23 protein-coding genes and 1 pseudogene are annotated in these 20,768 nt (G+C 66.0%); 11 read left to right on the plus strand and 13 right to left on the minus strand.

All coding sequences use genetic code 11. The annotated features are described in order from the left end of the window. Nucleotides 1–100: 100 nt before the first annotated feature. The gene (locus OJF58_RS10045) at nt 101–757 is read left to right on the plus strand and encodes a trypsin-like peptidase domain-containing protein (protein ID WP_300783946.1); all 657 of its coding nucleotides are present in this window, start codon (nt 101–103) and stop codon (nt 755–757) included. Between the two features lie 2 nt (nt 758–759). On the opposite strand, the gene OJF58_RS27130 is transcribed toward OJF58_RS10045, so the two are convergent. The 4 genes from OJF58_RS27130 to OJF58_RS10060 are packed head-to-tail and all read right to left on the minus strand — an operon-like array spanning nt 760 to nt 2,998. Next, nucleotides 760–1,119: a hypothetical protein gene (locus OJF58_RS27130; protein WP_366526828.1), complete on the minus strand. Its 360-nt coding sequence runs from the start codon at nt 1,117–1,119 to the stop codon at nt 760–762. Next, the gene (locus tag OJF58_RS27135) at nt 1,043–1,717 is read right to left on the minus strand and encodes a cation transporter (RefSeq protein WP_366526829.1); all 675 of its coding nucleotides are present in this window, start codon (nt 1,715–1,717) and stop codon (nt 1,043–1,045) included. Before OJF58_RS27135 ends, OJF58_RS27130 begins: the two co-directional genes overlap by 77 nt. A gap of 10 nt (nt 1,718–1,727) precedes the next feature. Next, nucleotides 1,728–2,138 carry a hypothetical protein gene (locus tag OJF58_RS10055; protein WP_300783947.1) on the minus strand — a complete coding sequence of 137 codons (411 nt, stop codon included), beginning with the start codon at nt 2,136–2,138 and terminating at the stop codon, nt 1,728–1,730. An 11-nt stretch (nt 2,139–2,149) separates the two neighbouring features. Beyond that, on the minus strand, nt 2,150–2,998 hold the full coding sequence (locus OJF58_RS10060; RefSeq protein ID WP_300783948.1) for a pyruvate, water dikinase regulatory protein: 849 nt from the start codon (nt 2,996–2,998) through the stop codon (nt 2,150–2,152). Between the two features lie 388 nt (nt 2,999–3,386). On the opposite strand from OJF58_RS10060, the pseudogene hemE reads away from it, so the two are divergent. The 3 genes and pseudogenes from hemE (at nt 3,387) to hemJ (ending at nt 5,744) form a co-directional block, all read left to right on the plus strand. Then, a pseudogene (hemE, locus tag OJF58_RS10065) lies at nt 3,387–4,360 on the plus strand (uroporphyrinogen decarboxylase). After that, entirely contained in the window at nt 4,357–5,319 is a 963-nt protein-coding gene (gene hemH / locus OJF58_RS10070; protein WP_300783950.1) for a ferrochelatase, read from the plus strand. Before hemE ends, hemH begins: the two are co-directional and overlap by 4 nt. After that, a complete protein-coding gene (gene hemJ, locus OJF58_RS10075) occupies nt 5,319–5,744 on the plus strand; it encodes a protoporphyrinogen oxidase HemJ (RefSeq protein WP_300785237.1) in 426 nt (141 codons plus the stop codon). Before hemH ends, hemJ begins: the two co-directional genes overlap by 1 nt. On the opposite strand, the gene OJF58_RS10080 is transcribed toward hemJ, so the two are convergent. Continuing rightward, nucleotides 5,731–7,149, minus strand: coding sequence for an MATE family efflux transporter (locus OJF58_RS10080; RefSeq protein WP_300783952.1), 1,419 nt, complete (start codon nt 7,147–7,149; stop codon nt 5,731–5,733). The genes hemJ and OJF58_RS10080 overlap by 14 nt on opposite strands. A gap of 88 nt (nt 7,150–7,237) precedes the next feature. On the opposite strand from OJF58_RS10080, the gene OJF58_RS10085 reads away from it, so the two are divergent. The 4 genes from OJF58_RS10085 (at nt 7,238) to OJF58_RS10100 (ending at nt 10,072) form a co-directional block, all read left to right on the plus strand. Next, complete coding sequence (locus OJF58_RS10085; RefSeq protein ID WP_300783953.1) at nt 7,238–7,681, plus strand: helix-turn-helix domain-containing protein; 444 nt, start codon at nt 7,238–7,240, stop codon at nt 7,679–7,681. Between the two features lie 117 nt (nt 7,682–7,798). Then, nucleotides 7,799–8,314 carry a thiamine pyrophosphate-binding protein gene (locus tag OJF58_RS10090; protein WP_300783955.1) on the plus strand — a complete coding sequence of 172 codons (516 nt, stop codon included), beginning with the start codon at nt 7,799–7,801 and terminating at the stop codon, nt 8,312–8,314. A gap of 1 nt (nt 8,315) precedes the next feature. After that, nucleotides 8,316–8,942: a thiamine pyrophosphate-dependent enzyme gene (locus OJF58_RS10095; RefSeq protein ID WP_300783957.1), complete on the plus strand. Its 627-nt coding sequence runs from the start codon at nt 8,316–8,318 to the stop codon at nt 8,940–8,942. Next, complete coding sequence (locus OJF58_RS10100) at nt 8,942–10,072, plus strand: C45 family peptidase (protein ID WP_300783958.1); 1,131 nt, start codon at nt 8,942–8,944, stop codon at nt 10,070–10,072. Before OJF58_RS10095 ends, OJF58_RS10100 begins: the two co-directional genes overlap by 1 nt. A gap of 190 nt (nt 10,073–10,262) precedes the next feature. Here OJF58_RS10100 and OJF58_RS10105 read toward each other — a convergent pair whose 3' ends face one another. Genes OJF58_RS10105 through OJF58_RS10115 form a run of 3 tightly spaced genes read right to left on the minus strand, consistent with a single transcriptional unit; the run spans nt 10,263 to nt 12,894 of the window. Beyond that, nucleotides 10,263–11,660, minus strand: coding sequence for a hypothetical protein (locus OJF58_RS10105; RefSeq protein WP_300783959.1), 1,398 nt, complete (start codon nt 11,658–11,660; stop codon nt 10,263–10,265). Between the two features lie 35 nt (nt 11,661–11,695). After that, nucleotides 11,696–12,523: an enoyl-CoA hydratase-related protein gene (locus tag OJF58_RS10110; protein WP_300783960.1), complete on the minus strand. Its 828-nt coding sequence runs from the start codon at nt 12,521–12,523 to the stop codon at nt 11,696–11,698. A 2-nt stretch (nt 12,524–12,525) separates the two neighbouring features. Next, nucleotides 12,526–12,894 carry a nuclear transport factor 2 family protein gene (locus tag OJF58_RS10115; RefSeq protein ID WP_300783962.1) on the minus strand — a complete coding sequence of 123 codons (369 nt, stop codon included), beginning with the start codon at nt 12,892–12,894 and terminating at the stop codon, nt 12,526–12,528. Between the two features lie 154 nt (nt 12,895–13,048). Between OJF58_RS10115 and OJF58_RS10120 the strand changes: the two genes are divergently transcribed. The 3 genes from OJF58_RS10120 to OJF58_RS10130 all read left to right on the plus strand — a co-directional run bounded on the left by OJF58_RS10120 (nt 13,049) and on the right by OJF58_RS10130 (nt 15,892). Beyond that, a complete protein-coding gene (locus tag OJF58_RS10120) occupies nt 13,049–14,044 on the plus strand; it encodes an LLM class flavin-dependent oxidoreductase (RefSeq protein ID WP_300783964.1) in 996 nt (331 codons plus the stop codon). Between the two features lie 63 nt (nt 14,045–14,107). Next, nucleotides 14,108–15,292: a formate-dependent phosphoribosylglycinamide formyltransferase gene (gene purT, locus OJF58_RS10125; protein WP_300783966.1), complete on the plus strand. Its 1,185-nt coding sequence runs from the start codon at nt 14,108–14,110 to the stop codon at nt 15,290–15,292. A 216-nt stretch (nt 15,293–15,508) separates the two neighbouring features. Continuing rightward, nucleotides 15,509–15,892, plus strand: coding sequence for a hypothetical protein (locus OJF58_RS10130; RefSeq protein WP_300783967.1), 384 nt, complete (start codon nt 15,509–15,511; stop codon nt 15,890–15,892). A gap of 104 nt (nt 15,893–15,996) precedes the next feature. On the opposite strand, the gene purH is transcribed toward OJF58_RS10130, so the two are convergent. From purH to OJF58_RS10155, 5 genes are all read right to left on the minus strand, one after another. After that, nucleotides 15,997–17,610, minus strand: a complete 1,614-nt coding sequence (purH, locus tag OJF58_RS10135) for a bifunctional phosphoribosylaminoimidazolecarboxamide formyltransferase/IMP cyclohydrolase (RefSeq protein WP_300783968.1) — start codon at nt 17,608–17,610, stop codon at nt 15,997–15,999. Nucleotides 17,611–17,665: 55 nt separating this feature from the next. Beyond that, nucleotides 17,666–17,971 carry an NIPSNAP family protein gene (locus OJF58_RS10140; RefSeq protein ID WP_300783969.1) on the minus strand — a complete coding sequence of 102 codons (306 nt, stop codon included), beginning with the start codon at nt 17,969–17,971 and terminating at the stop codon, nt 17,666–17,668. A gap of 73 nt (nt 17,972–18,044) precedes the next feature. Beyond that, nucleotides 18,045–19,268 carry a threonine ammonia-lyase gene (locus tag OJF58_RS10145; protein ID WP_300783970.1) on the minus strand — a complete coding sequence of 408 codons (1,224 nt, stop codon included), beginning with the start codon at nt 19,266–19,268 and terminating at the stop codon, nt 18,045–18,047. Continuing rightward, on the minus strand, nt 19,268–20,596 hold the full coding sequence (locus OJF58_RS10150; RefSeq protein WP_300783971.1) for an FAD-binding oxidoreductase: 1,329 nt from the start codon (nt 20,594–20,596) through the stop codon (nt 19,268–19,270). The genes OJF58_RS10145 and OJF58_RS10150 overlap by 1 nt, the downstream gene beginning before the upstream one ends. Beyond that, nucleotides 20,593–20,760, minus strand: a complete 168-nt coding sequence (locus OJF58_RS10155; protein WP_300783973.1) for a DUF1674 domain-containing protein — start codon at nt 20,758–20,760, stop codon at nt 20,593–20,595. The genes OJF58_RS10150 and OJF58_RS10155 overlap by 4 nt, the downstream gene beginning before the upstream one ends. Nucleotides 20,761–20,768: the final 8 nt, after the last annotated feature.

Consider the following 20,768-nt stretch of genomic DNA (forward strand, 5'->3'; position numbering starts at 1 on the left):
CCTCTCCGCCGCATCCTGCAGCGAATCGCCGATAGCGAACGCCCAGACGCTGTCCTCGCCGACACTGGCGCCGCTGGTCCACCGCGTCGCCCCTGCGGTGGTGAGCATCGCCATCAAAGGCCGGGTGGCGATGGAGCAGAATCCGCTCTTCAACGACCCCTTCTTCCGGCAGTTCTTCAGCATTCCCCAAGGGCCGATCGAACGCGAGATCCAGGCCGCCGGCTCAGGCGTCATCATCGATGCGCGCGAGGGCCTGATCGTCACCAACGCGCATGTCGTCGAGCATGCCGAGGAGATCGCCGTGACGCTGTCGAATGGCCGCCAGCTCATGGCACACAAGATCGGTGCCGATCCCAGGAGCGACGTCGCCCTCATCCAGATACCCGCCAGCGGCCTGTCGACCATTCCCATGGGTGATTCCGACGCCTTGCAGGTCGGCGACTATGTCATCGCCATAGGTAACCCGTTCGGCATCGGCCAAACCGTGACGCATGGGATTGTCAGCGCTCTGCATCGGACCGGTGTCGGCGACGACTCCCGCGAGAATTTCATTCAGACGGACGCTGCAATCAATCCCGGCAATTCCGGCGGCGCGCTCGTCGACATGAAGGGTGCGCTGGTCGGCATCAACACAGCGATCATCGGACCGAGCGGCGGCAATGTCGGTATCAATTTCGCCATTCCAGTCAACACCGTCCGCCGCGTCGTGGACCAACTCCTCCGCCGCAACACCGCCACGCGCGGACACTGGCAGTAGGCTCAAATCCGTTTCTCACGAGATCTCGGCTTGACGAAAAGCGCTACGACCTCCGGATGACGGCTCTGTACCCGCTGCTCAAGCGACAAGACGCCGCGCTCGATTTGCGGCGTACGCAAATCGTCGCCGAACTCGAGGTTGAGGGCGGCCACGATCTGCTCGGGCGCAAGATGCACCGTGAATACACCGCTTGCCTGCTCGACGCCCGGCTCGCTCAGCGCCAGGGCCACAATGGAGTCCCGAACCCGTTCGCTCGCCCGCTCCCCAATCAGCAACTCCTTGCATTCACGCGCGACCAGGACGGCCGTGATCGCAAGCACAAGGCCGATCAGGATGGAGGCGACGCCGTCGATCTCCGGCATATCCCAGGTGTCGGCCGAAAAAAACGCCTGCGCCAGCGATGACCAGGCCGATCAGGGCCGCCGTATCCTCGAACAGGACCATGAAGGCCGGAGGATCCTTGCTGTCACGCACCGCTTGCCAGTAGCCACGGCCGTCGACTGTCACTCGAAAGTTCCTGAATGCCACCCACCAGGAGGTGGCCTCGAACAGGAACGAAAGGGCGAGGACGACATAGTTCACCGCCACATGGGTAATGGGTTCCGGCGAACGGATATGCATGATGCCTTCATAGATCGAGGCGCCCGCACCGGCGGTGAACAGCAGCAGCGCCACCATGAAGCTCCAGAAATAGAGCTCGCGCCCATAGCCCAGGGGATGTGTCGGATCGGGCCGGCGTGCGGACCGCCGGTAGCCGTAGAGCAGCAATCCTTCGTTGCCCGTGTCCACCAACGAATGCATCCCTTCGCTCAGCATCGACGAGCTGCCGGTCACGGCTGCGGCGACGAACTTGGTCAGCGCGACGAGCAGGTTGCCGGCAAGCGCAGCATAGACTGCCGTCTTCGAGGTCAGGTCTCTTTCGCCGCTGCGCATGGGCTGAAAACGCAGCCCATGGCTCACCGTTGCGATGCTACGGCTTGGCGGAGACGGGCGAGGCGCAGTGCCGGCCGCCAGCCGCTTGGCAGAGCACTCCGACAACCCTACGGCTCTTCACCTGATCGCACGGCACGCCCAAGGCGCGCGACAGATCGAGATGCTGCTTCAGGATCGCGCGTGCGCCGGGCGCGATCGGGAAAAGGATGCCTTCGCGATAGGCCGACCCGAGCTCGATGTCGCGCTGCTCGCCATTGGCGAGGGTGAACAGGACATCGACCTGCAGATACTCGACTGTCTCGGCCGACTTGTTCTCGGCAATCAGGCTCGGCACGCAGCTTCCGAACAGCGAGGCATCGTCGCCGCGATGGACCTCGATACTGGGCTCGGCACCGAACGCCTGAGCGGACATGAGAAAACCCGACGCGATCACGAGACTTCGCCGCATGGCAGCCTCCGTCAGCCTGTCAAGGTTGCGCCTCCCTGCATGCGCTGCTCGCGACGCACGGTCAACATCTGCAGAATGGAAGCTGCCGTTTCCTCGATCGAGCGACGTGTCACGTCGATCGTCACCCACCGGCGACGGGCGTAGAGACGGCGAGCCTCCTGGATTTCCCGCTGCACGCCCTCCATATCCGTGTAGTCGCTCTCGGTATCCTGCTGCAGAAGCCGCAGCCGGTTCATGCGGATCTGGACCAGCCGCTCGGGATCGGTGATCAGCCCCACCACCAGCGGCCGCGTCGCCGCCTCGAGTTCGGGCGGCGGCGGCACCGACGGCACCAGCGGCACATTGGCGGCGCGCACGCCGCGATTGGCGAGATAGACGCAAGTAGGCGTCTTGGAAGTTCGCGACGGGCCGACCAGGATCACGTCGGCATCGTCGAGATCGTGAGTCGACTGGCCGTCATCGTGTGCCAGCGTGTAGTGCATGGCATCGATGCGGTCGAAATAGCCGTCGTCGAGCTGATGCTGACGACCTGGCCACTGCTCGCTCTTGGAGTGGAAATGCACCGCGAGCACGCTCATCACCTGGTCGAGCACGCCGACGCAGGGAAGCTGCAGCCTTCGACAGTGATCGCGCACGCAGTCGCGAAGCTCCGGGTCGACCAGCGTGTAGAGTACCGGACCGCGATCGCGCTCGACGGCCTGCATCACCTTTTCCATCTGGCCACGGGTGCGCACCAGCGACCAGACATGCTCCTGTACGAAGATACCCTCATATTGCACAAGGCAAGCACGAGCCACGCTCGACACGGTCTCGCCGGTGGAGTCCGAAACCAGATGGACGTGGAAGTTTCGATTCGCCACGTCCCCAATCTACTCCACAGGATGGCGGGGAGAAAATCGGAATGGCCGTGGCAAACCGGGGACAGGTCCCGCCGTCCGCCCGGGATGCCCTATTCGAGGCCCGCCTTCCTGCTCCCATCCCGCCGGCCATCCCTTCCGGACAAGTCGATGCGAAGGGTCCGGGAAATGGGGACCAAGTCCCGCGATGCCGATGGTTCACCGTTTTCCGGTCCACAGCGCCCTGGGGGCAAGCTTCTAATCATGCTGATCCCCGTCCTTCACACGCCCAACGACTCCTACAACCTCTTATGAAAGGGTAAGAGGAAGGCATGAGGGGACGAAATTGAGCGCTGGGAAATTCCTGGCGACGCTCGCCGGAACGCACTTCCCGACGCCGCCGATCTGGCTGATGCGCCAGGCTGGGCGCTATCTGCCGGAATACCGGGCGGTGCGCGAGACCACGCGCTCCTTCCTCGATTTCTGCTACACGCCGGACAAGGCCGTCGAAGTGACGCTGCAGCCGGTGCGGCGTTTCGGGCTCGATGCCGCGATCATCTTCTCCGATATCCTGGTCGTGCCCGACGCGCTGGGGCAAAGGGTCTGGTTCGAGGAGGGCGAAGGGCCGAAGCTCGAACCGCTCACCGATCCCGTGCAGTTCGGCCAGCTATCCCGTGAGCGGCTCGTGGACCATCTGGCGCCAGTCTATCGCGCCATCAGGGCCACGCGCACCGCCTTGCCGGCCGAGACTGCGTTGCTGGGCTTTGCAGGAGCTCCCTTCACGCTGGCCTGCTACATGATCGAAGGCGGCAGCAGTCGGGATTTCGTCAGGGCCAAGCTCTGGGCCTATCGCCATCCCAAGTCGTTCGGCGTCCTGATCGATCTTCTGATCGACGCGATCGTCGACCATCTCGCCTGCCAGGTCGAAGCTGGCGCCGATGCCGTGCAGCTCTTCGATTCCTGGGCCGGCCTCCTGCCGGAGGAGCAACTCTTCAGGTGGTCCCTGGAGCGGTGCGGATCGCCCATGGCCTCAAGGCGCGCCACCCCGCAGTGCCCGTTATCATCTTTCCCCGCGCCGTCGGTCCCGCTGCGCTCATATATCGCCGGCCCGATGCCTTTGCGGCGGTGTCCATCGACACCGGTGTCGGTGTCCATTGGGCGGCACAGAAACTGCAGCCGCATATCTGCCTGCAGGGAAATCTCGATCCCGTGATGCTGCTGGCGGGCGGCGCCGCTTTGAAGCGCGAGGCTCGGCGTATTCTCGACAAGCTGGCGCACGCGCCGTTCATTTTCAATCTGGGACACGGCGTCCTGCAGCAGACGCCGCCCGAGCATGTCGCCGAGCTGGTCGAGACGGTGCGCCGCTGGACGCCCTCGCTGTCGTGAAGATCGCCGTCATCCTGTTCAATCTCGGCGGTCCGGACTCGCTCGAAGCCGTGCAGCCGTTCCTGCGCAATCTCTTCAGTGATCCAGCCATCATCGCGCTGCCGTCCTGGTTGCGTCTCCCGCTCGCACGTTTCATTGCCCATCGGCGCACACCCAAGGCGTTTCAGATCTACGAGCAGATCGGTGGCGGCTCGCCGATCCTGGGCCAGACGGAGGCGCAGGCGCGTGCGCTCGAGGAAGCGCTGGGTGCCGGAAACGGCCATGAATGGCGCGGCTATGTCTGCATGCGCTACTGGCATCCGATGACCGACGCCGTGGTTCGATCGGTTCAGCGGTTCGCGCCCGACCGGATCGTATTGCTGCCGCTCTATCCGCAATTCTCGACCACGACGACGGCGTCTTCCGTGAAGGCCTGGAACAAGGCGGCGCACTTCAAGGCCTCGACCGTCAGAATCGACAGCTATCCGACCGAGCCGGGTTTCGTCGCTGCATCGGTTGAGTTGGTGAAGCAAGGACTGTCCGAAGCCGGCGACGGACCAAAGCGCGTGCTGTTTTCCGCTCATGGCCTGCCGGAGAAGATCATCAAGGCCGGTGATCCCTATCAAAAACAGGTCGAGCAGACGGCCGCAGCGATCGCCGCTCGGCTCGGCGGCGGCATCGATTACACGGTCTGCTATCAAAGCCGCGTCGGGCCGCTGAAATGGATCGGCCCGTCGACCCCGTCCGAGATCGAACGCGCGGGCCGCGACAAGACCGGCCTCGTGCTCTACCCGGTCTCCTTCGTCTCAGAGCATTCCGAGACGCTGGTCGAACTCGATATCGACTATCGTCGTCTCGCCCGCGAGACCGGCGTTCCCGTCTATGTGCGCGTGCCTGCAGTCGGCACGCATCCCCTGTTCATCGAGGGCCTGGCCAGACTCGTGCGGGCTGCCCTTGCTGGACCAACGAAGGTCGCGTGATGCTCTATAACGTCCTGAAAGCGTTGCACATCGTGTCGGTGATCGCCTGGATGGCAGGCCTGCTCTACCTGCCGCGGCTCTACGTCTACCATGCCGAGGCGGAGAAGGGTTCGACACAAAGCGAGACCTTCAAGGTGATGGAGCGGCGTCTGCTGCGCGGCATCATGAATCCGGCCATGGGCGCCGTCTGGGTCTTCGGCCTTCTGCTCGCCTGGCAGGGCGACTGGTGGGATGCCGGCTGGTGGCAAATGAAGGCTGCGCTCGTGATCGGCCTCACGTTGATCCATCACCTCTATGCGCGCTGGCGCAAGGATTTCGCAGCCGACCGAAACACGCGCCCGGCCCGCTTTTATCGCCTGTGGAACGAGGTGCCGACGGCCCTGATGGTCGTGATCGTATTTCTGGTCGTGCTCAAGCCATTCTAGGTCGCCACGCCGATGGCGTGAGCATCACCAGCGAGGCGATCGTGGCATAGACGACCAACGAGAGGGCGACGATCGCCGACAGCATGGCCATCTCGCCATGCAGGATCTTCACCGCGGCCCAGCCCAGGCCGGCGGCGACGATCAGCCGGGCCGTGACCGCGACCGACGGCCAGAGGACGGTGCCAGCGCCCTGCCCGGCGAAGGACACGACAAAGCCGAAGCCGAACAGGCCATAGACGAGACCGACGACGCGCAAATAGGTGGCACCGGGCGCCAGCACCGAGGGATCGTCGGTGAAGAGGCCGAGCCAGAGCGACGGCGCAAGCGCAGCGACAAGACCGATCGTCCCGGTGATGCCGATCCCGATCAGCGCGCTGATCCAGGCGATGTGCCGAGCGCGCCCTCCTTTGCCGGCGCCGATATTGACGCCGACCATTGTGAGCACGGCCGACGACAGCCCGAACAGGATCGGGATCATGACATAGTCGAGGCGCGAGGCGATGCCGTAGCCGGCCAGCGCCGCTGTGCCGAACAGCCCAACCGCGCCCGTCACGAGGATCACACACAGGTTGGTCTGGACGGCATTGATCGCGGTCGGCAAGCCGACCTTCAGGATATCCGCAAACAACCGTCGCTCGAGCTGCGCGACGCCCAGCGTCAGCCCTGACCGGCCGGAGCGCATGTAGCGCAACAGGACCAGCATGGCGCCGGTGTAATAGAGCCCGAAGGCGATGCCCGCGCCGGCAATGCCAAGCCTGGGGATGGGCCCGAAGCCGAAGATCAGGGCTGGCGAGGAGGGGATCAGGACGATCGCGCCGACCAGCGTCACCAGCGCCGGCACCTTGACGTTGCCCGAGCCGCGCAGGGCCGAGGCCAGCAGGTTCACAATCCAGACGGCGATCGCGGCGGCGAAGAGCCACGACGAATATCGAGTGGCGGCGATCAAGGCTTCTCCGCGACCGCCCAAGGCGTGATAGAGCGCGGGGCCCGCCCACAGCACGCCGACCGTGAAGATCGCGCCGGCAATGATCGCGAGCACCACGGAATGGAACACCAGTGCGTCCGCGTCTCGCTGCCGCCCCGCCCCAATCGCGCGTGCGACGGCCGAAGCCACACCACCGCCCAGTCCGCCGTTGGACATGGTGGTCATCAGCATGAAGATCGGAAAGACCAGCGCGACCCCCGCCAGGGCATCGGTGCCGAGGAAGCCGAGATAGTAGGTCTCGGCGACGCCCACCATCGTCTGCACCACCATCACCCCGATGGTCGGCAGGGCAAGCTTGGCGAGAGTCGGGATGATAGGACCATGAAGCATCGCCGTCCGCGCCTTTGCCTTGCGCTCGCCAGTCCGATCGATCGGTCTTGCTTCGACGTCCCGAATTCGGGCGGCGGCAATTTCGGACATCGGCGCTCCTGTAGTTCAATAATGGAACTACATAGAAAGTAGGGCGAGGACGTTCTATGATGCAACCGCGCTTGCACGAGGTTATCTCATGCGACGAAAGAGTCTTTCAGGGGCGGCATGCCCGATTGCACGTACGCTCGACGTGATCGGCGACTGGTGGTCGCTTCTGATCGTGCGTGACGCCCTGCGCGGCATGCGTCGCTTTGGCGAGTTCGAGAAGAGCCTGGGGGTATCGAAGAATATCCTGACGCAGCGCCTGCGCGCCCTCGTAAGCCAAGGCATCCTGGAACGCGCGGCGGCGGCGGATGGCGGCGCCTACCGGGAATATCACCTCACCGCCAAGGGTCGCGGACTTTTCCAGGTCCTGGTGGCGCTGGGCCAATGGGGGCAGGAGAACGTCTCGGGGCCGGCCGGCCGGCGCATGATTTTGGTGGATCGCAAGCATCGCCAGCCGGTGCGCAAGCTGGAAGTACGCGCCGGCGACGGCCGTCTGCTGGCCCCGGGTGAGACCATGATGGCGCGTCTCGACTGAACGACCGGGCTCGTCCTTGCTGAACGCAGCCCTGACCGGCTCGTCGCGCTATGGTACGCCGTTCTCACGGCGCTAGACTGCCGCTCCCGCAACGGCAGAGAGCATGAACACCCTTCCATGAGCGATTGGCGCGACGACATCTTCGCGGTCCTGCAGGACCATGACATCAAGCAAGTCTATCACGTTCCCGATGCCGGCCATTCGCGCCTGATCGAGGCCTGCCAGACGTCCAATTCCCTCCGCACCCTGGCCCTCACGACCGAGGAAGAAGGCGTGGCGCTGGCTGCCGGCGCCTGGCTGGGCGGGCAGCGCTCGGTGCTCCTGATGCAGAGTTCGGGCGTGGGCAACACCATCAACCTGATGGGCCTCACCAAGACGCTGCGCTTTCCCTTTCTGACGTTGATCACCATGCGCGGCGACTATGGCGAGTTCAATTCCTGGCAGTATCCCATGGGCCAGGGCACCCCCAAGGTGCTGGAGGCGATGGGCGTGCTGCTCTACTCCGTCGACAAGGCTGGCGAGGTGAAGGGCACGGTCGACGCGGCGGCGCGCTCGGCCTTCAGCGGCGGCCAGGCGGTCGCCGTGCTGTTGCGCCAGAAGCTGATCGGCATCAAGGCATTCGGAAAGAAATGACATGAGCAAAGCCACGCTGCAGCCCGCCCTTCAAAGGCGCCCTTTGGTGAAGAAGATCCTCGAAGGAGCCGACGACGACCTTCTCGTCCTGGCGGGTCTCGGCTCGGCCAACTGGGACATCACCAACGCCGGCGACCGTTCGCTCAATATGCCGTTGTGGGGCGCGATGGGTGCGACGGTGGCGATGGGGCTCGGCCTGGCGCTGGCCCAGCCCGCCAAGCGCGTGCTGGTGATCACGGGCGACGGCGACATGCTGATGGGCATGGGCTCGCTCGCCACAGTCGCCGTCCAGCAGCCGGACAATCTCGCGATCTGCGTGCTCGACAACGAGAAATTCGGCGAGACCGGCAACCAGGCTACGCATACCAGCCCGCGCAACAACGGTCCGACGGAGTCGGGCGCCGGCACCGATCTCAGCCTGATCGCCAAGGGCTGCGGCATCGCCGACACGGGCGTCGTGCGCGTCGAGGCCGAGGTCCCGACGCTGGTGAAGGATCTGCGGACCAGGAAAGGCCCCGTCTTCCGGGTCGTCAAGGTGATGGTCGAGAAGCTCGATTTCGTCATGCCGCCGCAGGACGGCGCCTATCTCAAGGACCGTTTCCGCGAGGCCCTGCTCGGGAGGCCGTGATGGACTATGCGCCATTCCCCTTGATCGAACTCTCAGGCAACGCCCACGAGCGCGGCCTGCAGCACGGTCGTGCGGTGGCCGATCGCATCAAGTGCGGTATCGCGATGTATGCCGAGTCGCTCGTGAGGAACGGTGTCGACTGGCCGGAGCTCGAGCGCCGCGCCGAGGCTCTCTTACCGACGATCGAAGCGTTCGATGCGGCATATGTCGAGGAGATGCGCGGCATCGCCCGAGCGGCGGATGTCCCTTTCGCCGGCATCGTTCTCATGAACGCCCGCACCGAGATGGTGGTCGGCGCACGCAAGGCGCGGGAGCCGTTGCTGCCCGATGGCTGCACGGCGGCGCTGGCATTGCCCGAGGTGACTGCGGACGGCGTGCTCCTGCACGGCCAGAACTGGGATTGGCGCGCCGAATGCGCCGAAACCGGCGTGCTGCTCCGGATCCGCCGCGAGGATGGGCCCGATATCCTGACCTTCACCGAGGCCGGCGGGCTTGCACGCTCTGGCCTCAACTCGGCGGGCATCGGCCTCACCGCCAATGCGCTCGAATGCGACCGCGATTATCAGCGCGGGCCGGGCGTGCCGCTGCCCTTTATCCGCCGCAAGGTGCTCGAGAGCGCGTTCCTCGCCCAGGCCGTGCGCACGGTCTTCGCGACCCGGAAGCTCGGCTCGAACCACATGGCGGTGAGCCATTGTGGGGGCGAGGCCTTCGGCTTGGAATGTGCGCCCGACGAGACCTTCTGGCTCGCCCCCGACCGCGGTCTTTACGTCCATGCCAATCACTGGATCTCCGACGCTGCGCGCGTCAAGGTGAAGGATACCGGGCTCGCCGAGACACCTTGCTCGATCTACCGCGACAGGCGCGTGCGCGAGCAGCTTTCGCCCGATCGCGGCCGGCTCACGCTCGAGCATTTCCGCCAGGCGTTCTTCGACGACTATGCCTCGCCCTGGTCGGTCTGCCGGCCGCCGCGCCCGAACAATCGTGGCGCGATGGTCGCGACGGCCGCCATGATCCTCATGCGGCCCGGCGAGGGCCATCTCGAGGCCTGCCCCATGCCTGCGCTCAACCGCCATTTCACGAGCTACCGCCTCACGCCCGACCGCACGGCGCAGAAGCAGGCGGCGGCGTAGAAGCTCAACGCACGCAGTAGCGACTAGCAAGGAAGGCGAAGCCAGCAGGTAGGCCGCAAGAAGTGAAGCGTCGTAACGATCCAAACGCTTTCATGACAAGGTCGCCGGCAACGTTTCCATGAGCAGAGGGGCATATCATTCGGCGATACAACCCGCATGTCCACCCAACGGCCCACAAGTATCAATGCCGTCACGACGCACAGTAGTGACGGGCGACAAGCTCCAGAAATTCCCGGTCCTGGCTGTCACGTGCCTGGCCGAGGGCGCGCTCGACGGCCGGACATTGATACGGTCGCCATTCGGCGCCGCCCCCCAGGGGATGGAACAGCACGCTCCGGCGGTCGGAGCGGAAGTAGCTGTAGAAGGCCAGCGGCACGCGCGAGAAGTCATAGGACGGCATGACGACATCGCGGACATAGTCCTGCCCCGCGCCGTACTTGAAGGCGATGCGCAAGGCGGTCGGTCCGGAGGGCCTCGACGACCAGGGATCCGCCACCGTGGCGGCATCCACGATGCCTGGGCGCAGCTCGCGATCGATGTAGCGGCCGAACAGCCAGACGTCGACGTTGAACGAGATCGCGCTCACCGCGACGATGGCCGCGAACAGGATCAGCGGGCGTTCGGCCGCTTTCAGCCAGCTCCCCGGCGCCGGCAGGGCGAGAACGAGGGTCAACGCCAGCACGTAGACGCCGGTATGGCGTGCCCAGGTATCCGTTTTCAAGCTCGTGCCGGCGAGGGCGAACCACAATCCAAGTGCCGCGACAACCAGGATCGCAACAGGCGCGAACCGCCGCCCCTGCCGCGGCGGGGATGTCACTGGCACCAGCAGCAGGAACCACAGGGCAGCCAGCATGGGAAAGTACACGACCGTCTTCAGCATCCAGACCGGATTGATGTAGGCGAGGCGGTTCGTGGCATGGGAGGCGCCATCCGTTGCGTTGGCCGGCGGCAGCAGGTGATCCATGGCGAAATGGACCGCCAGTATCGCCACCGACAGCAGAGCGACGGCGAACAGGGTTCGCGCCGGCAGACGCCTGCGGAAGACCGCAAGTGCCGCGCCCGCCACGACGAACAGGAGTCCCATCAGGGCAAGCACGGCGTGGCTGTAGGCCATGATCGCGCCCAGCAGCAGGGTGAGCAATGCCACGCTGGCGGTGGAGCGGGCGAGATCGCTCACCAAGGCGAGCCAGATCATCCAGATGCCCAGGCCGAAGATCAGCTCCGTCGGGAAGTAGAGCATCGGCAGGACGATCGCGAGATAGAGCCGCGAGAACAGGCGATCGCGTTCGACGGCGCGCAGCACGAGCCACAGGACGAGCGGAACGGCAAAATAAAGCGCGTGCGCCAGGGCGACGTAAGTGCCGGAATCGAGATCCAGTGCCGAGCGGGCCCACCAGGCCGGCCCGTGCATGGCCAGCACCGCCGCCGCGCGGTCCGGGATCTGGCCGGCATAGAGGTCCCAGAAATTGCCCAGCCAGCCGGCCGCGATGATGATCGCGCCGTCGTCGTGCATCAGGCAGTGCGTCCAGGTGCCGAGCCCGGCCGCCACCAGGAACGCGGCAAGCAGAGCCTTGTCGCTTCGATCCATCAGGAGAGCCCTCTCCCCTGCGCCCGGCCGGGAGCCTAGGCGATCGGCTCTTGGCTGTCGCCCGAATTCCGACGCTGCTCGGGATACCAGGCTGGCTTGCGCTTCTCTCTGAAGCTCGCCAGGCCTTCCGTCGCTTCCGCCTGCTGGCGCGTGCGGGCATGCTCCTCGACAAGGTCACGCAGGTCGCCCTCGTCGAGGAAGGCGCCGGCGGACGAAAGAGTGCGCAGCTTGGTTGCCGTGGTCGCCGCGGGAGCGTTCATGAGCACTGCCTCAACGACTTTCTGGCCCGTTGCCTCGAGCTCGCTGACCGGGCAGACCTCATGCACGAACCCGATCCGCCGCGCCTCTGCCGCATCGAAGCGTTCGCCGGTGAGCGCATAACGACGGACCTGGCGCACGCCCATGGCACGGCAGAGGTGCGGCAGAATGATCCCGGCCATCAGCCCCCAGCGTGTCTCGCTGATGGAGAAGATCGCATTCTCGGCAGCCACGACAATATCACAGGCAGCGGCGATGCCGGTGCCGCCGCCGAAGCAGCCGCCCTGGATCAGGGCAAGCGTGGGTACCGGGCAGGTATCGAGGCGGCAGATGGCCTCGGCCGTGAGCCGGCTCACCTCGCGGTTCTCACGTGGCCCTTGCGCCGCGACTGCACGGATCCAGGCAAGGTCGGCGCCGGCCTGGAAGTGCCGGCCGTTGCCCTTCAGCACCACGATGCGCAGGCCTCTCTCGCGCTCCAGCCCATCCATTGCGGTGTGAAGGCCGGCGATCAGATCGCCATTGTAGGCATTGTTGACCTGCGGCCGGTTGAGCGTGACCGTGGCCACGCCGCGCCCGTCGATATGCCAGAGAACGGTGTCGTTCACGTTCAATCGACCTTGAGATAGCTGTCCTTGAGCGCGATCTTGCCGTCGCGCAGCTCGTAAAGGTCGATGCCGTAGCGGTCGAACGGCTGGCCCTTGGCGTCGATGCCGGTGACGCGGAAGGTGCCGAACAGCTTGTCGCCGGCGCGATGGATGCGCGCCTCCGAGTAGCGCGCCTCGCGGTGGGCTTGGCTCTTGTCGCCAAAGTAACGCCTGAGATCGTCCTTGCCCTTCAGCACCGTGCCGGACGGCCGCGCGCCCGACGCGAGGCGCCATTCGAAATCGTCGGTCACGCAGGCCGCGATCTCTTCCACATCGGCCTTGTTGAAGGCCTTGCCGAAGCGGCGGAACAGGTCGTCGATGGCATCGGGCATAGCATCCTCCTCTTTCGTGCCGAGGATAGAGGTGGTGCCGCATCGCTGTCATCCGACAGCCGGTGCAGGATTTCGCAACGACAATTGACTTTGCCAGGTCCGATTCGGCCTGATGGGCTGCCGCAACCGGGGAGACCGCTCGGGGGGAGGGATGATGAAGCTGGGCGTGCTTCAGTTCTTCAGTTGGCCGGGCCGGCATGGACCGCTCGAGCAGGTCTATGCCCGCGCGCTCGAGCGCATCGAAATCATGGATCGCGGCGGCTTCGATGCGGTGTGGCTGGCCGAGCACCATTTCACCACCTTCAGCGTCTGCCCGTCGGTCCATATGTTGGGTGTGCTGGCGGCTGCGCGCACCCGGAAGTTGCGCATCGGGACGGCCGTGTCGCTCGCGGCGCTTTATCATCCCCTGCGGCTCGCCGAGGAGGTGGCGCTTCTGGACGTGCTGTCGGGCGGACGGGTGAACTGGGGCGCAGGCCGGGGCTTCGCCCATGCCGAGTTCAACGCTTTCGGCGTGCCGCCGGAGGAAAGCGCGGACCGCTTTCGCGAGGCCGTCGAGGTCGTGCTCAGGGCCTGGACCGAGGAGCGGCTGAGCTTCCAGGGCTGCCATTTCCAGTTCGACGACGTCGAGGTCCTGCCCAAGCCCCTGCAGCAACCGCATCCGCCGGTCTGGATGGCGGCGACGTCGGAGGGCGCCATCGACTGGGCGGCGAGCCGGGGCTTCTCCATCCTGATGGACCCGCATGCCTCCCTGGTGGAGCTGGGCGACAAGAGGCGGCGTTACAAGGCCAAGCTCGCCGAGGCGGGCTTCTCCGACCGGGGGCGCGATATTCCGGTGGCGCGGCTGGTCGCGCTGGCCGCCACCAAGGCCAAGGCGGCCGAGGTCGCCCGTCGTGGCGCGCAATGGCTGGTCGATGCCTATGCCGGCCCGCAGCACCCCCACCGCAAGTCGATGCAGATGGCTCGCAGCTACGATGGCAAGGACCCGGCGCAGCACTATGTCGACAGCGTGATCCTGCACGGCACGCCCGCCGCTGTCGTCGAGCAGATTACGGCGCTCAAGGAGGAGATCGACCTCGACTACCTGATGTGCGCGCCGCTCAGCCGCGAGACGTTCCGGCTGCTGGCCGACGAGGTCGCCCCCAGGCTGTGAACATCGCTTCGGCGACGCCCGTCCGCCGCTGGGCCTCGCCCGGTGCGCTGCTATCATGAGGGCATGAAGAAATTCGGGACTCCTCTCAAGCCGTCATCGGTCAGGATCATGCTGCTGGGCTCGGGCGAGCTCGGCAAGGAAGTGGCCATCGAGGCCATGCGGCTCGGGGTCGAGGTGATCGCCTGCGATCGCTACGACAACGCGCCGGCCATGCTGGTCGCCAATCGGGCGCATGCCTTCAACATGCGCGACGGCGCCGCGTTGCGAGGGATCGTCGAACGGGAGCGGCCGCATTTCATCGTGCCCGAGATCGAGGCCATCGCGACCGACACGCTGGTCGAGCTCGAGAAGGAGGGTTGGACGGTGGTGCCGACCGCGCGCGCCACGCGGCTCACGATGGATCGCCGCGGCATCCGCAAGCTCGCGGCCGAGAAGCTCGGACTGCCCACCTCGCCCTATCGCTTTGCCGCGAGCCTCGCGGAGCTGGGGGATGGCGCCCGCGCCGTCGGCTTTCCCTGCTTCGTCAAGCCCACCATGTCCTCCTCGGGACACGGCCAGAGCGTGGCGCGCGGGCCGCGCGATCTCGCCCGAAGCTGGCGATACGCGGTGGAAGGCTCGCGCGCCGACACGGGGATGGTCATTGTCGAGGGCGCGATCGACTTCGACTACGAGATCACTCTGCTCACCGTGCGGCACGCCAGGGGCATCGGCTTCTGCGCGCCCATCGGTCATCTCCAGATCGACGGCGACTATCGCGAAAGCTGGCAGCCTCATCCCATGTCCGCCAGCGCGCTCAGCAAGGCTCGCATGATCGCGCGCAAGGTGGTCGACGACCTGTGCGGCCGCAAAGGTCGCGGGCTGTTCGGCGTGGAGCTGTTCGTCAAGGGCAACCGGGTCTGGTTCTCGGAATTGTCGCCGCGCCCGCACGATACCGGCATGGTGACCATGGTCTCGCAGGACATGAGCGAGATGGAGCTCCATGTGCGCGCCATCCTCGGCCTGCCCATTCCCCTGATCGCCTGCAGGCCCGGCGCGTCGGTGCCTATTGTCGCGGAGGGCGAGATCGACGATCCGACCTATGCCGGTATCGACCGGGCGCTTGCGCAAGCGGGCACCTCGGTGCGCCTTTTCGGCAAGCCCGAAGTCAAGGGCCATCGCCGCATGGCCGTGGCCCTGGCAACCGGCAGAAGCGTGAAAGAGGCGCGGCGGAACGCCAAAGCGGCGGCGAAGCAGATCAAGGTGTGCTAGACTGCTTAATGCCAGCCACCTGACTGCTGCGACGAAATGGTGGCGTGAGCAACAACAGCAGCCTCCTCCTCCTCCCGCCGTTAATTGCTGGCGGGCACACGCACGTGAAGCAAGATGGTGTGGATCTTGCGTGTTCCGAAACTGGTCGCGCTGCACCTTGACCAAGGTGTTGCGCGCACCACTTGAGAATCGAGTCTTACTAGCAAGGAGGTCGATATGTGTGATTACTCACTCGAAGCGTATCAGTCACGACCTGCCGCAGTCGGTGAGAAACTCACCCTTGAGCGCTTTCCGAGTGGCTCAATGGGATTTACCTCGGCGCCAACCTGCGACTTGGCGGTTTGCGTCGCGGCGGACAGCCACCTGCGCCTCGAAGGCATCGGGGAAACTGTCCAGAAAGCCTATGGCGTAGGACCAATCGAGGAGGTCGTCATGACCCGCCTCGAAAGCGGTCCGCACAAGGATGCCGTTCGGTTTTCCAATGGAACTGAAGTGTCGCTGCAAAGGCTCGATCGCGGGCTGACCGCCGTGATGCTGGGATCCGACGAGGACCTGATCGACATCGCCAAGATCGCCGGCAAGACGCCGGAGTACGCCTAGCCGCGTTGATGGCGTCGGCGTTCCGCGCGATGGCCTGAGGCCAAAGCGCGATGACGGGCCGCCCTGGTATTTCCCGGGCGGCAGGGGCGGCGAATGGCCGTCAATCAATGACGGAAATGGCGCATGCCCGTGAAGACCATGGCAAGGCCCGCCTGGTCGGCGGCGTCGATCACTGCTTGGTCGCGGATCGATCCACCGGGCTGGATGACGGCCGTCGCGCCGGCGTCGGCCGCGGCGAGCAAGCCGTCGGGGAAGGGGAAGAAGGCGTCGGAAGCGACCACGCTCCCGATGGCGGGATTTTGCGGCAACTTGGCGAGTTCGCCTGACTCGGCGGCCCGGATGGCGGCAATCCGGGAACTGTCGCGTCGGTTCATCTGTCCCGCGCCGACACCCACTGTCGCACCGTCCTTCGCATAGACGATTGCGTTCGATTTCACATGCTTGCAGACCGTGAAGGCGAACAGCAGGTCCTCGACCTCGCGAGCGGTCGGTGCGCGCTTGGTCACCACCTTGAGATCGGCCTTGGCCACCTGCCCGCTGTCGCGACTCTGCAGGAGATAGCCACCCGCCACGCTCTTCAGCGTCATACCCGCGCTGCGCGGATCCGGCATGCCTCCGGCAAGAAGGAGGCGCACGTTCCGTCGCGCCGCCATCACCTTTCGGGCTTCCTCGGAGGCGTCGGGAGCGATCACCACCTCGGTCAGGATCTTCACCACTTCAGCGGCGGTCTTGGCGTCGAGCGGCCGATTGAAGGCAATGATGCCGCCGAAGGCCGAGACCGGATCGCAGGCGAGCGCCCGGAGATACGCTTCCGTGATGTCCTTGCCGATCGCGACGCCACAGGGATTGGCATGCTTGATGATCGTGCAGGCCGGCCCCTCGAACTCGGCAACGCACTCGTAGGCCGCCTCCGTGTCGTTAATATTGTTGTAGGAAAGCTCCTTGCCCTGGACCATGCGCGCGGTCGCAATGCCGGGCCGATTGCTGCCGTCGGCATAGAAGGCGGCCTGCTGGTGGGGGTTCTCGCCATAACGCAGGATCTGCACGCGCCGGGCGGCAAGCGTGAACTGTTCGGGAAAGATCTCGCCCTGCTGATGGGCGAACCAGGTGGCGATCGCCGAGTCGTAGGCCGCCGTACGGGCATAGGCCGTCGCGGCGAGCCTGCGCCGCAGCGCCAGCGTCGTCGCCCCCTCGTTGGCGGTCAGCTCGGCCAGCAGCGCCGGATAGTCCACCGGATCGACGACCACGGTCACGAAGTCGTGGTTCTTGGCGGCGGCTCGGATCAAAGCCGGGCCGCCGATATCGATATTCTCGACGCAGATCGGGAAATCGGCGCCGCGCGCCACCGTGGCCTCGAAGGGGTAGAGGTTCACCACCACGAGATCGATGGCCGCGATCCTGTGGTCGGCCATCGCCTTGGCATGGCCTGCATCCGTGCGGCGCGCCAGGATGCCGCCATGGATCGACGGCTGCAGGGTCTTCACCCGGCCGTCCATGATCTCCGGGAAGCCGGTATGGTCGCTCACCTCGATCACCTCGAGCCCGGCCTCGCGCAGCGCCTTGGCCGAGCCGCCGGTGGACAGGATCTCGACCCCGTGGCCCGCCAGCGCCTTGCCTAGCTCGACGAGGCCCGCCTTGTCGGAGACCGAGATCAGGGCGCGCTCGATCCGGGCAAGATCGGGCGTGGGTGAGGGGATGTAGGTCGGGGGTGCGGACATGGCGGCCCTTTTAGCCCGCACCCCGGCAGGATGTAAGCGGCGCTTTGGTGCTCGCCTAGACGACCGGCCGCAGGAAGGTCCGTTCCTCCGCCAGGATGAAGCGCCCCTCCTCGGCGCTGCGGAAGTTGGCCATGCCCTCGACGTCGTCGCGCAGGCGGGCGCGATAGGCTTCATAGGCACCAAGGCTCCCGAAGGTGATCAGCGCCCGGGCGATGTTGTTGGTGCCCTCGTGCGGCATCCAGTAACCCACGAGATCGCCGCCGCAGCGCGGGATGATCGCGCGCCAGCGCCTGGCATAGGCCTCGAACGCGTCGCGCTTGAATGGATCGATCTGGTAACGGATGAACACGGTGATCGCCATGCCGGTCTCCTGTTGGGAGGCTGAACTCTGGCGCGTTCCTGCGAGCGCAGGTTTCGGCCGCTGCCGAAATTTCCTAGAGGTCCGCCCCCTCCAACACACGGACGACGAAGCCGTCGCGTTCCAGCGCCGCGACGAGCTCGCGGACATGGGCGCGATCGCGAGTCTCGGCGGTGACGTCGAGCTCGGCGCGCTTGGCGACCACGCCGAACAGGCGCTGATGCTGGACCTCGACGATGTTGCCGCCCGCGTCGCCGATCCGGCCGGCGACGCGCGCGAGCTGCCCCGGCAAGTCGTTGATCATGACGCGCAACCGCACGATCCGGCCGTCGCGCACCAGTCCGCGTAGCAGGACCGAGGCCATCAGGCGTGTGTCGATGTTGCCGCCGCTCAGCACCAGGCCAACCTTGCGTCCCCTGAACGCCGCCGGATGGGCAAGCAGAGCGGCGAGCCCCGCGGCGCCAGCGCCCTCGACCACGGTCTTCTCGACCTCGATCAGGAGCGAAATCGCCCGCTCGATCACCACTTCCTCGACCGCCAGCACCCGGTCGAGCAGGCGGCGGGCGATCTGAAGCGGCAGCTTGCCGATGTCGCTGACGGCAATGCCTTCGGCGATGGTGTCGCCACCGGCCGTCACTGGCTCGCCGGCCAGAAGCTGCCGCAGCGCCGAGTAGCTCGCGGTTTCGACGCCGATCACCTTGATGTCCGGCTTGAGCCCGCGGGCGACGATCGCGCAGCCGCCGATCATGCCGCCGCCGCCCACCGGGGCGACCAGCGTATCGAGCTCGGGCGCGTCCTGCAGCATCTCGAGCGCGATCGTGCCCTGGCCCGCGATGATGCGCGGGTCGTCGTAGGGATGCACGAAGGTGAGTTGTTCGGCCGCCTCGAGACGATGGGCTTCGGCGCCGGCTTCGGCGAGCGTGTCCCCGTGCAGGACGACCGCCGCACCGTGCCCGCGCGTATGCGTCACCTTGGTGTTGGGAGTGAAGGACGGCATCACGATGGTGGCCGGGATGCCGAGCCGGCCGGCATGGTAGGCCACGCCCTGCGCGTGATTGCCGGCCGACATGGCGATCACGCCGCGTCGCCGCTCGGCCTCGCTGAGCTGCAGGAGCGTGTTCAGCGCGCCGCGCTCCTTGAACGACGCCGTGAACTGAAGATTCTCGAACTTGAGCCAGACATCGGCCTCGGCGATGCGCGACAGCGTCTCGCTGCGCAGGCAGGGCGTGCGCACGACCGCGCCCTTGATGCGGGCTGCGGCGGCCTGGATGTCCGCGAGCGTAACCGGCAGCGCGTCCATCACGCGGCTCGCCGCCGGTCGATCCAGTCGCGGGTCCGGTACCAGGCACCGACCAGCGGCAGGAACCAGGACGGGTCGCCGTTGTAGAACCGGCTTTCGGGGAAGTCGCGGCCGTCCAGCGGGTTGATCGGCGCGTTGGTGCCGCCGGCGATCTTCTTCGCCGTCTGGGTGCCGAGATAGGTCATCATGGCGACGCCGTTGCCGTTGCAAGCGAGCAGATAGTGCAAGCCCTGGTCCGTGCCCATGTGTGGCATGTAGTCGAGCGCGAAGGCGACGTTGCCGGTCCACACATGGGTGATGCGGATGCCGCGAAGCTGCGGGAAGCGGTCGATCATGTACCGATAAAGAATGGGCGCGCTCACTTCCGGCGCCGCCGCCGTGAAGCGGGCGCGGCCGCCGAAGATGAGATGCCGACCGTCGGGCGAAGGCCTGTAGTAGGTCAACACCCGCTTGGTGTCGGCGATGGAGCGCAGCTCGGGAATCAACTCGGTCGCGGGCATCGGCAGCGGTTCGGTCGCGATGATATGGCTCGCGACCGGCACCACGCGCCGCTTGAGCCGGGGCGTCAGATCGCCGGTGTAGCCATTGGTGGCGATCACGACCTCGCGGCACTGGACCGGCCCTTTGGCCGTCAGCACCCGCCAGCCGGTGCCGGACTTCTCGATGCGCTCGGCCTCGACGTTGGCGCAGAGGACGGCGCCTGCGCGATGGGCCGCTTCCAGCAGGCCCTTGTAGTAGAGCGCCGGATGGAGATGACCCGAGCGCCGCGCGTACATGCCGCCGAAGTAGTAGTCCGAGGCGATCATCTCGTGCTGGCGCTCGCGCGGCACCATCTCGGCGCCGGTACCGGCGTACTTGTTGAACATTTCGATCTTGGCGGCCTGCTCGTCGTAGTGCCGCGGCGTCCAGGCGCCGACGAAGCGGCCTTTCTTGATCACGCCGCATTCGATCTTCTCGCGGGCGATGATGTCCTCGAGCACGCTGAGCGAGTCCGATCCCGCCGTCAGGAACTCGGCCTTGCGGCGGGCGAATTCCTCGGCGGCCTGGTTCTTGCCGCCGAGCCCCTTGCCGAGATTGACGCCGCCCGAGATCATGCCGCCGTTGCGCGTCGAGGCGCCGACACCGAAATCGCCGCGCTCCAGCACGACCGCCTCGATGCCGTTGCGATGCAATTCGAGGGCCGTCGACAGCCCGCCGTAGCCCGCTCCCACGATCAGCACGTCCGTCCGGGCCGGCGGGTCCTGGCTCAGGGCATTGTTCGGCGTCCACGCCTCCCACCACCACGGCCGGGCCTTGAAGCCGGGATGGAAGATGTCTGAGCGCCTCAAAAGTCGGTTACCTTGCCGTTGAATTGCCAGTCGCCGTAGCGCGTCGGCTCGGGGCCGGGCGGGCCGCCGATCTCCTCGACCTTCTTGGGCTTCTCGGGGGCGGCCGGCTCGGCCGAATCGGGCTTGGGCGTCTGAGCGGCGGGCGCGGGCTTCGGATCGGTCATGGCCCCAT

The sequence above is a fragment of the Enhydrobacter sp. genome (assembly GCF_030246845.1).
In the GTDB taxonomy this organism is placed as follows: domain Bacteria; phylum Pseudomonadota; class Alphaproteobacteria; order Reyranellales; family Reyranellaceae; genus Reyranella.

What these genes read in the sequence shown, in the direction of transcription:
- OJF58_RS27130 (WP_366526828.1), bottom strand. Translation starts at nt 1,119, where the DNA reads ATGCCGGAGATCGACGGCGTCGCCTCCATCCTGATCGGCCTTGTGCTT.
- OJF58_RS10055 (WP_300783947.1), bottom strand. Translation starts at nt 2,138, where the DNA reads ATGCGGCGAAGTCTCGTGATCGCGTCGGGTTTTCTCATGTCCGCTCAG.
- hemJ (WP_300785237.1), top strand. Translation starts at nt 5,319, where the DNA reads ATGCTCTATAACGTCCTGAAAGCGTTGCACATCGTGTCGGTGATCGCC.
- OJF58_RS10080 (WP_300783952.1), bottom strand. Translation starts at nt 7,149, where the DNA reads ATGTCCGAAATTGCCGCCGCCCGAATTCGGGACGTCGAAGCAAGACCG.
- OJF58_RS10085 (WP_300783953.1), top strand. Translation starts at nt 7,238, where the DNA reads ATGCGACGAAAGAGTCTTTCAGGGGCGGCATGCCCGATTGCACGTACG.
- OJF58_RS10090 (WP_300783955.1), top strand. Translation starts at nt 7,799, where the DNA reads ATGAGCGATTGGCGCGACGACATCTTCGCGGTCCTGCAGGACCATGAC.
- OJF58_RS10095 (WP_300783957.1), top strand. Translation starts at nt 8,316, where the DNA reads ATGAGCAAAGCCACGCTGCAGCCCGCCCTTCAAAGGCGCCCTTTGGTG.
- OJF58_RS10100 (WP_300783958.1), top strand. Translation starts at nt 8,942, where the DNA reads ATGGACTATGCGCCATTCCCCTTGATCGAACTCTCAGGCAACGCCCAC.
- OJF58_RS10105 (WP_300783959.1), bottom strand. Translation starts at nt 11,660, where the DNA reads ATGGATCGAAGCGACAAGGCTCTGCTTGCCGCGTTCCTGGTGGCGGCC.
- OJF58_RS10115 (WP_300783962.1), bottom strand. Translation starts at nt 12,894, where the DNA reads ATGCCCGATGCCATCGACGACCTGTTCCGCCGCTTCGGCAAGGCCTTC.
- OJF58_RS10120 (WP_300783964.1), top strand. Translation starts at nt 13,049, where the DNA reads ATGAAGCTGGGCGTGCTTCAGTTCTTCAGTTGGCCGGGCCGGCATGGA.
- purT (WP_300783966.1), top strand. Translation starts at nt 14,108, where the DNA reads ATGAAGAAATTCGGGACTCCTCTCAAGCCGTCATCGGTCAGGATCATG.
- OJF58_RS10130 (WP_300783967.1), top strand. Translation starts at nt 15,509, where the DNA reads ATGTGTGATTACTCACTCGAAGCGTATCAGTCACGACCTGCCGCAGTC.
- purH (WP_300783968.1), bottom strand. Translation starts at nt 17,610, where the DNA reads ATGTCCGCACCCCCGACCTACATCCCCTCACCCACGCCCGATCTTGCC.
- OJF58_RS10140 (WP_300783969.1), bottom strand. Translation starts at nt 17,971, where the DNA reads ATGGCGATCACCGTGTTCATCCGTTACCAGATCGATCCATTCAAGCGC.
- OJF58_RS10145 (WP_300783970.1), bottom strand. Translation starts at nt 19,268, where the DNA reads ATGGACGCGCTGCCGGTTACGCTCGCGGACATCCAGGCCGCCGCAGCC.
- OJF58_RS10155 (WP_300783973.1), bottom strand. Translation starts at nt 20,760, where the DNA reads ATGACCGATCCGAAGCCCGCGCCCGCCGCTCAGACGCCCAAGCCCGAT.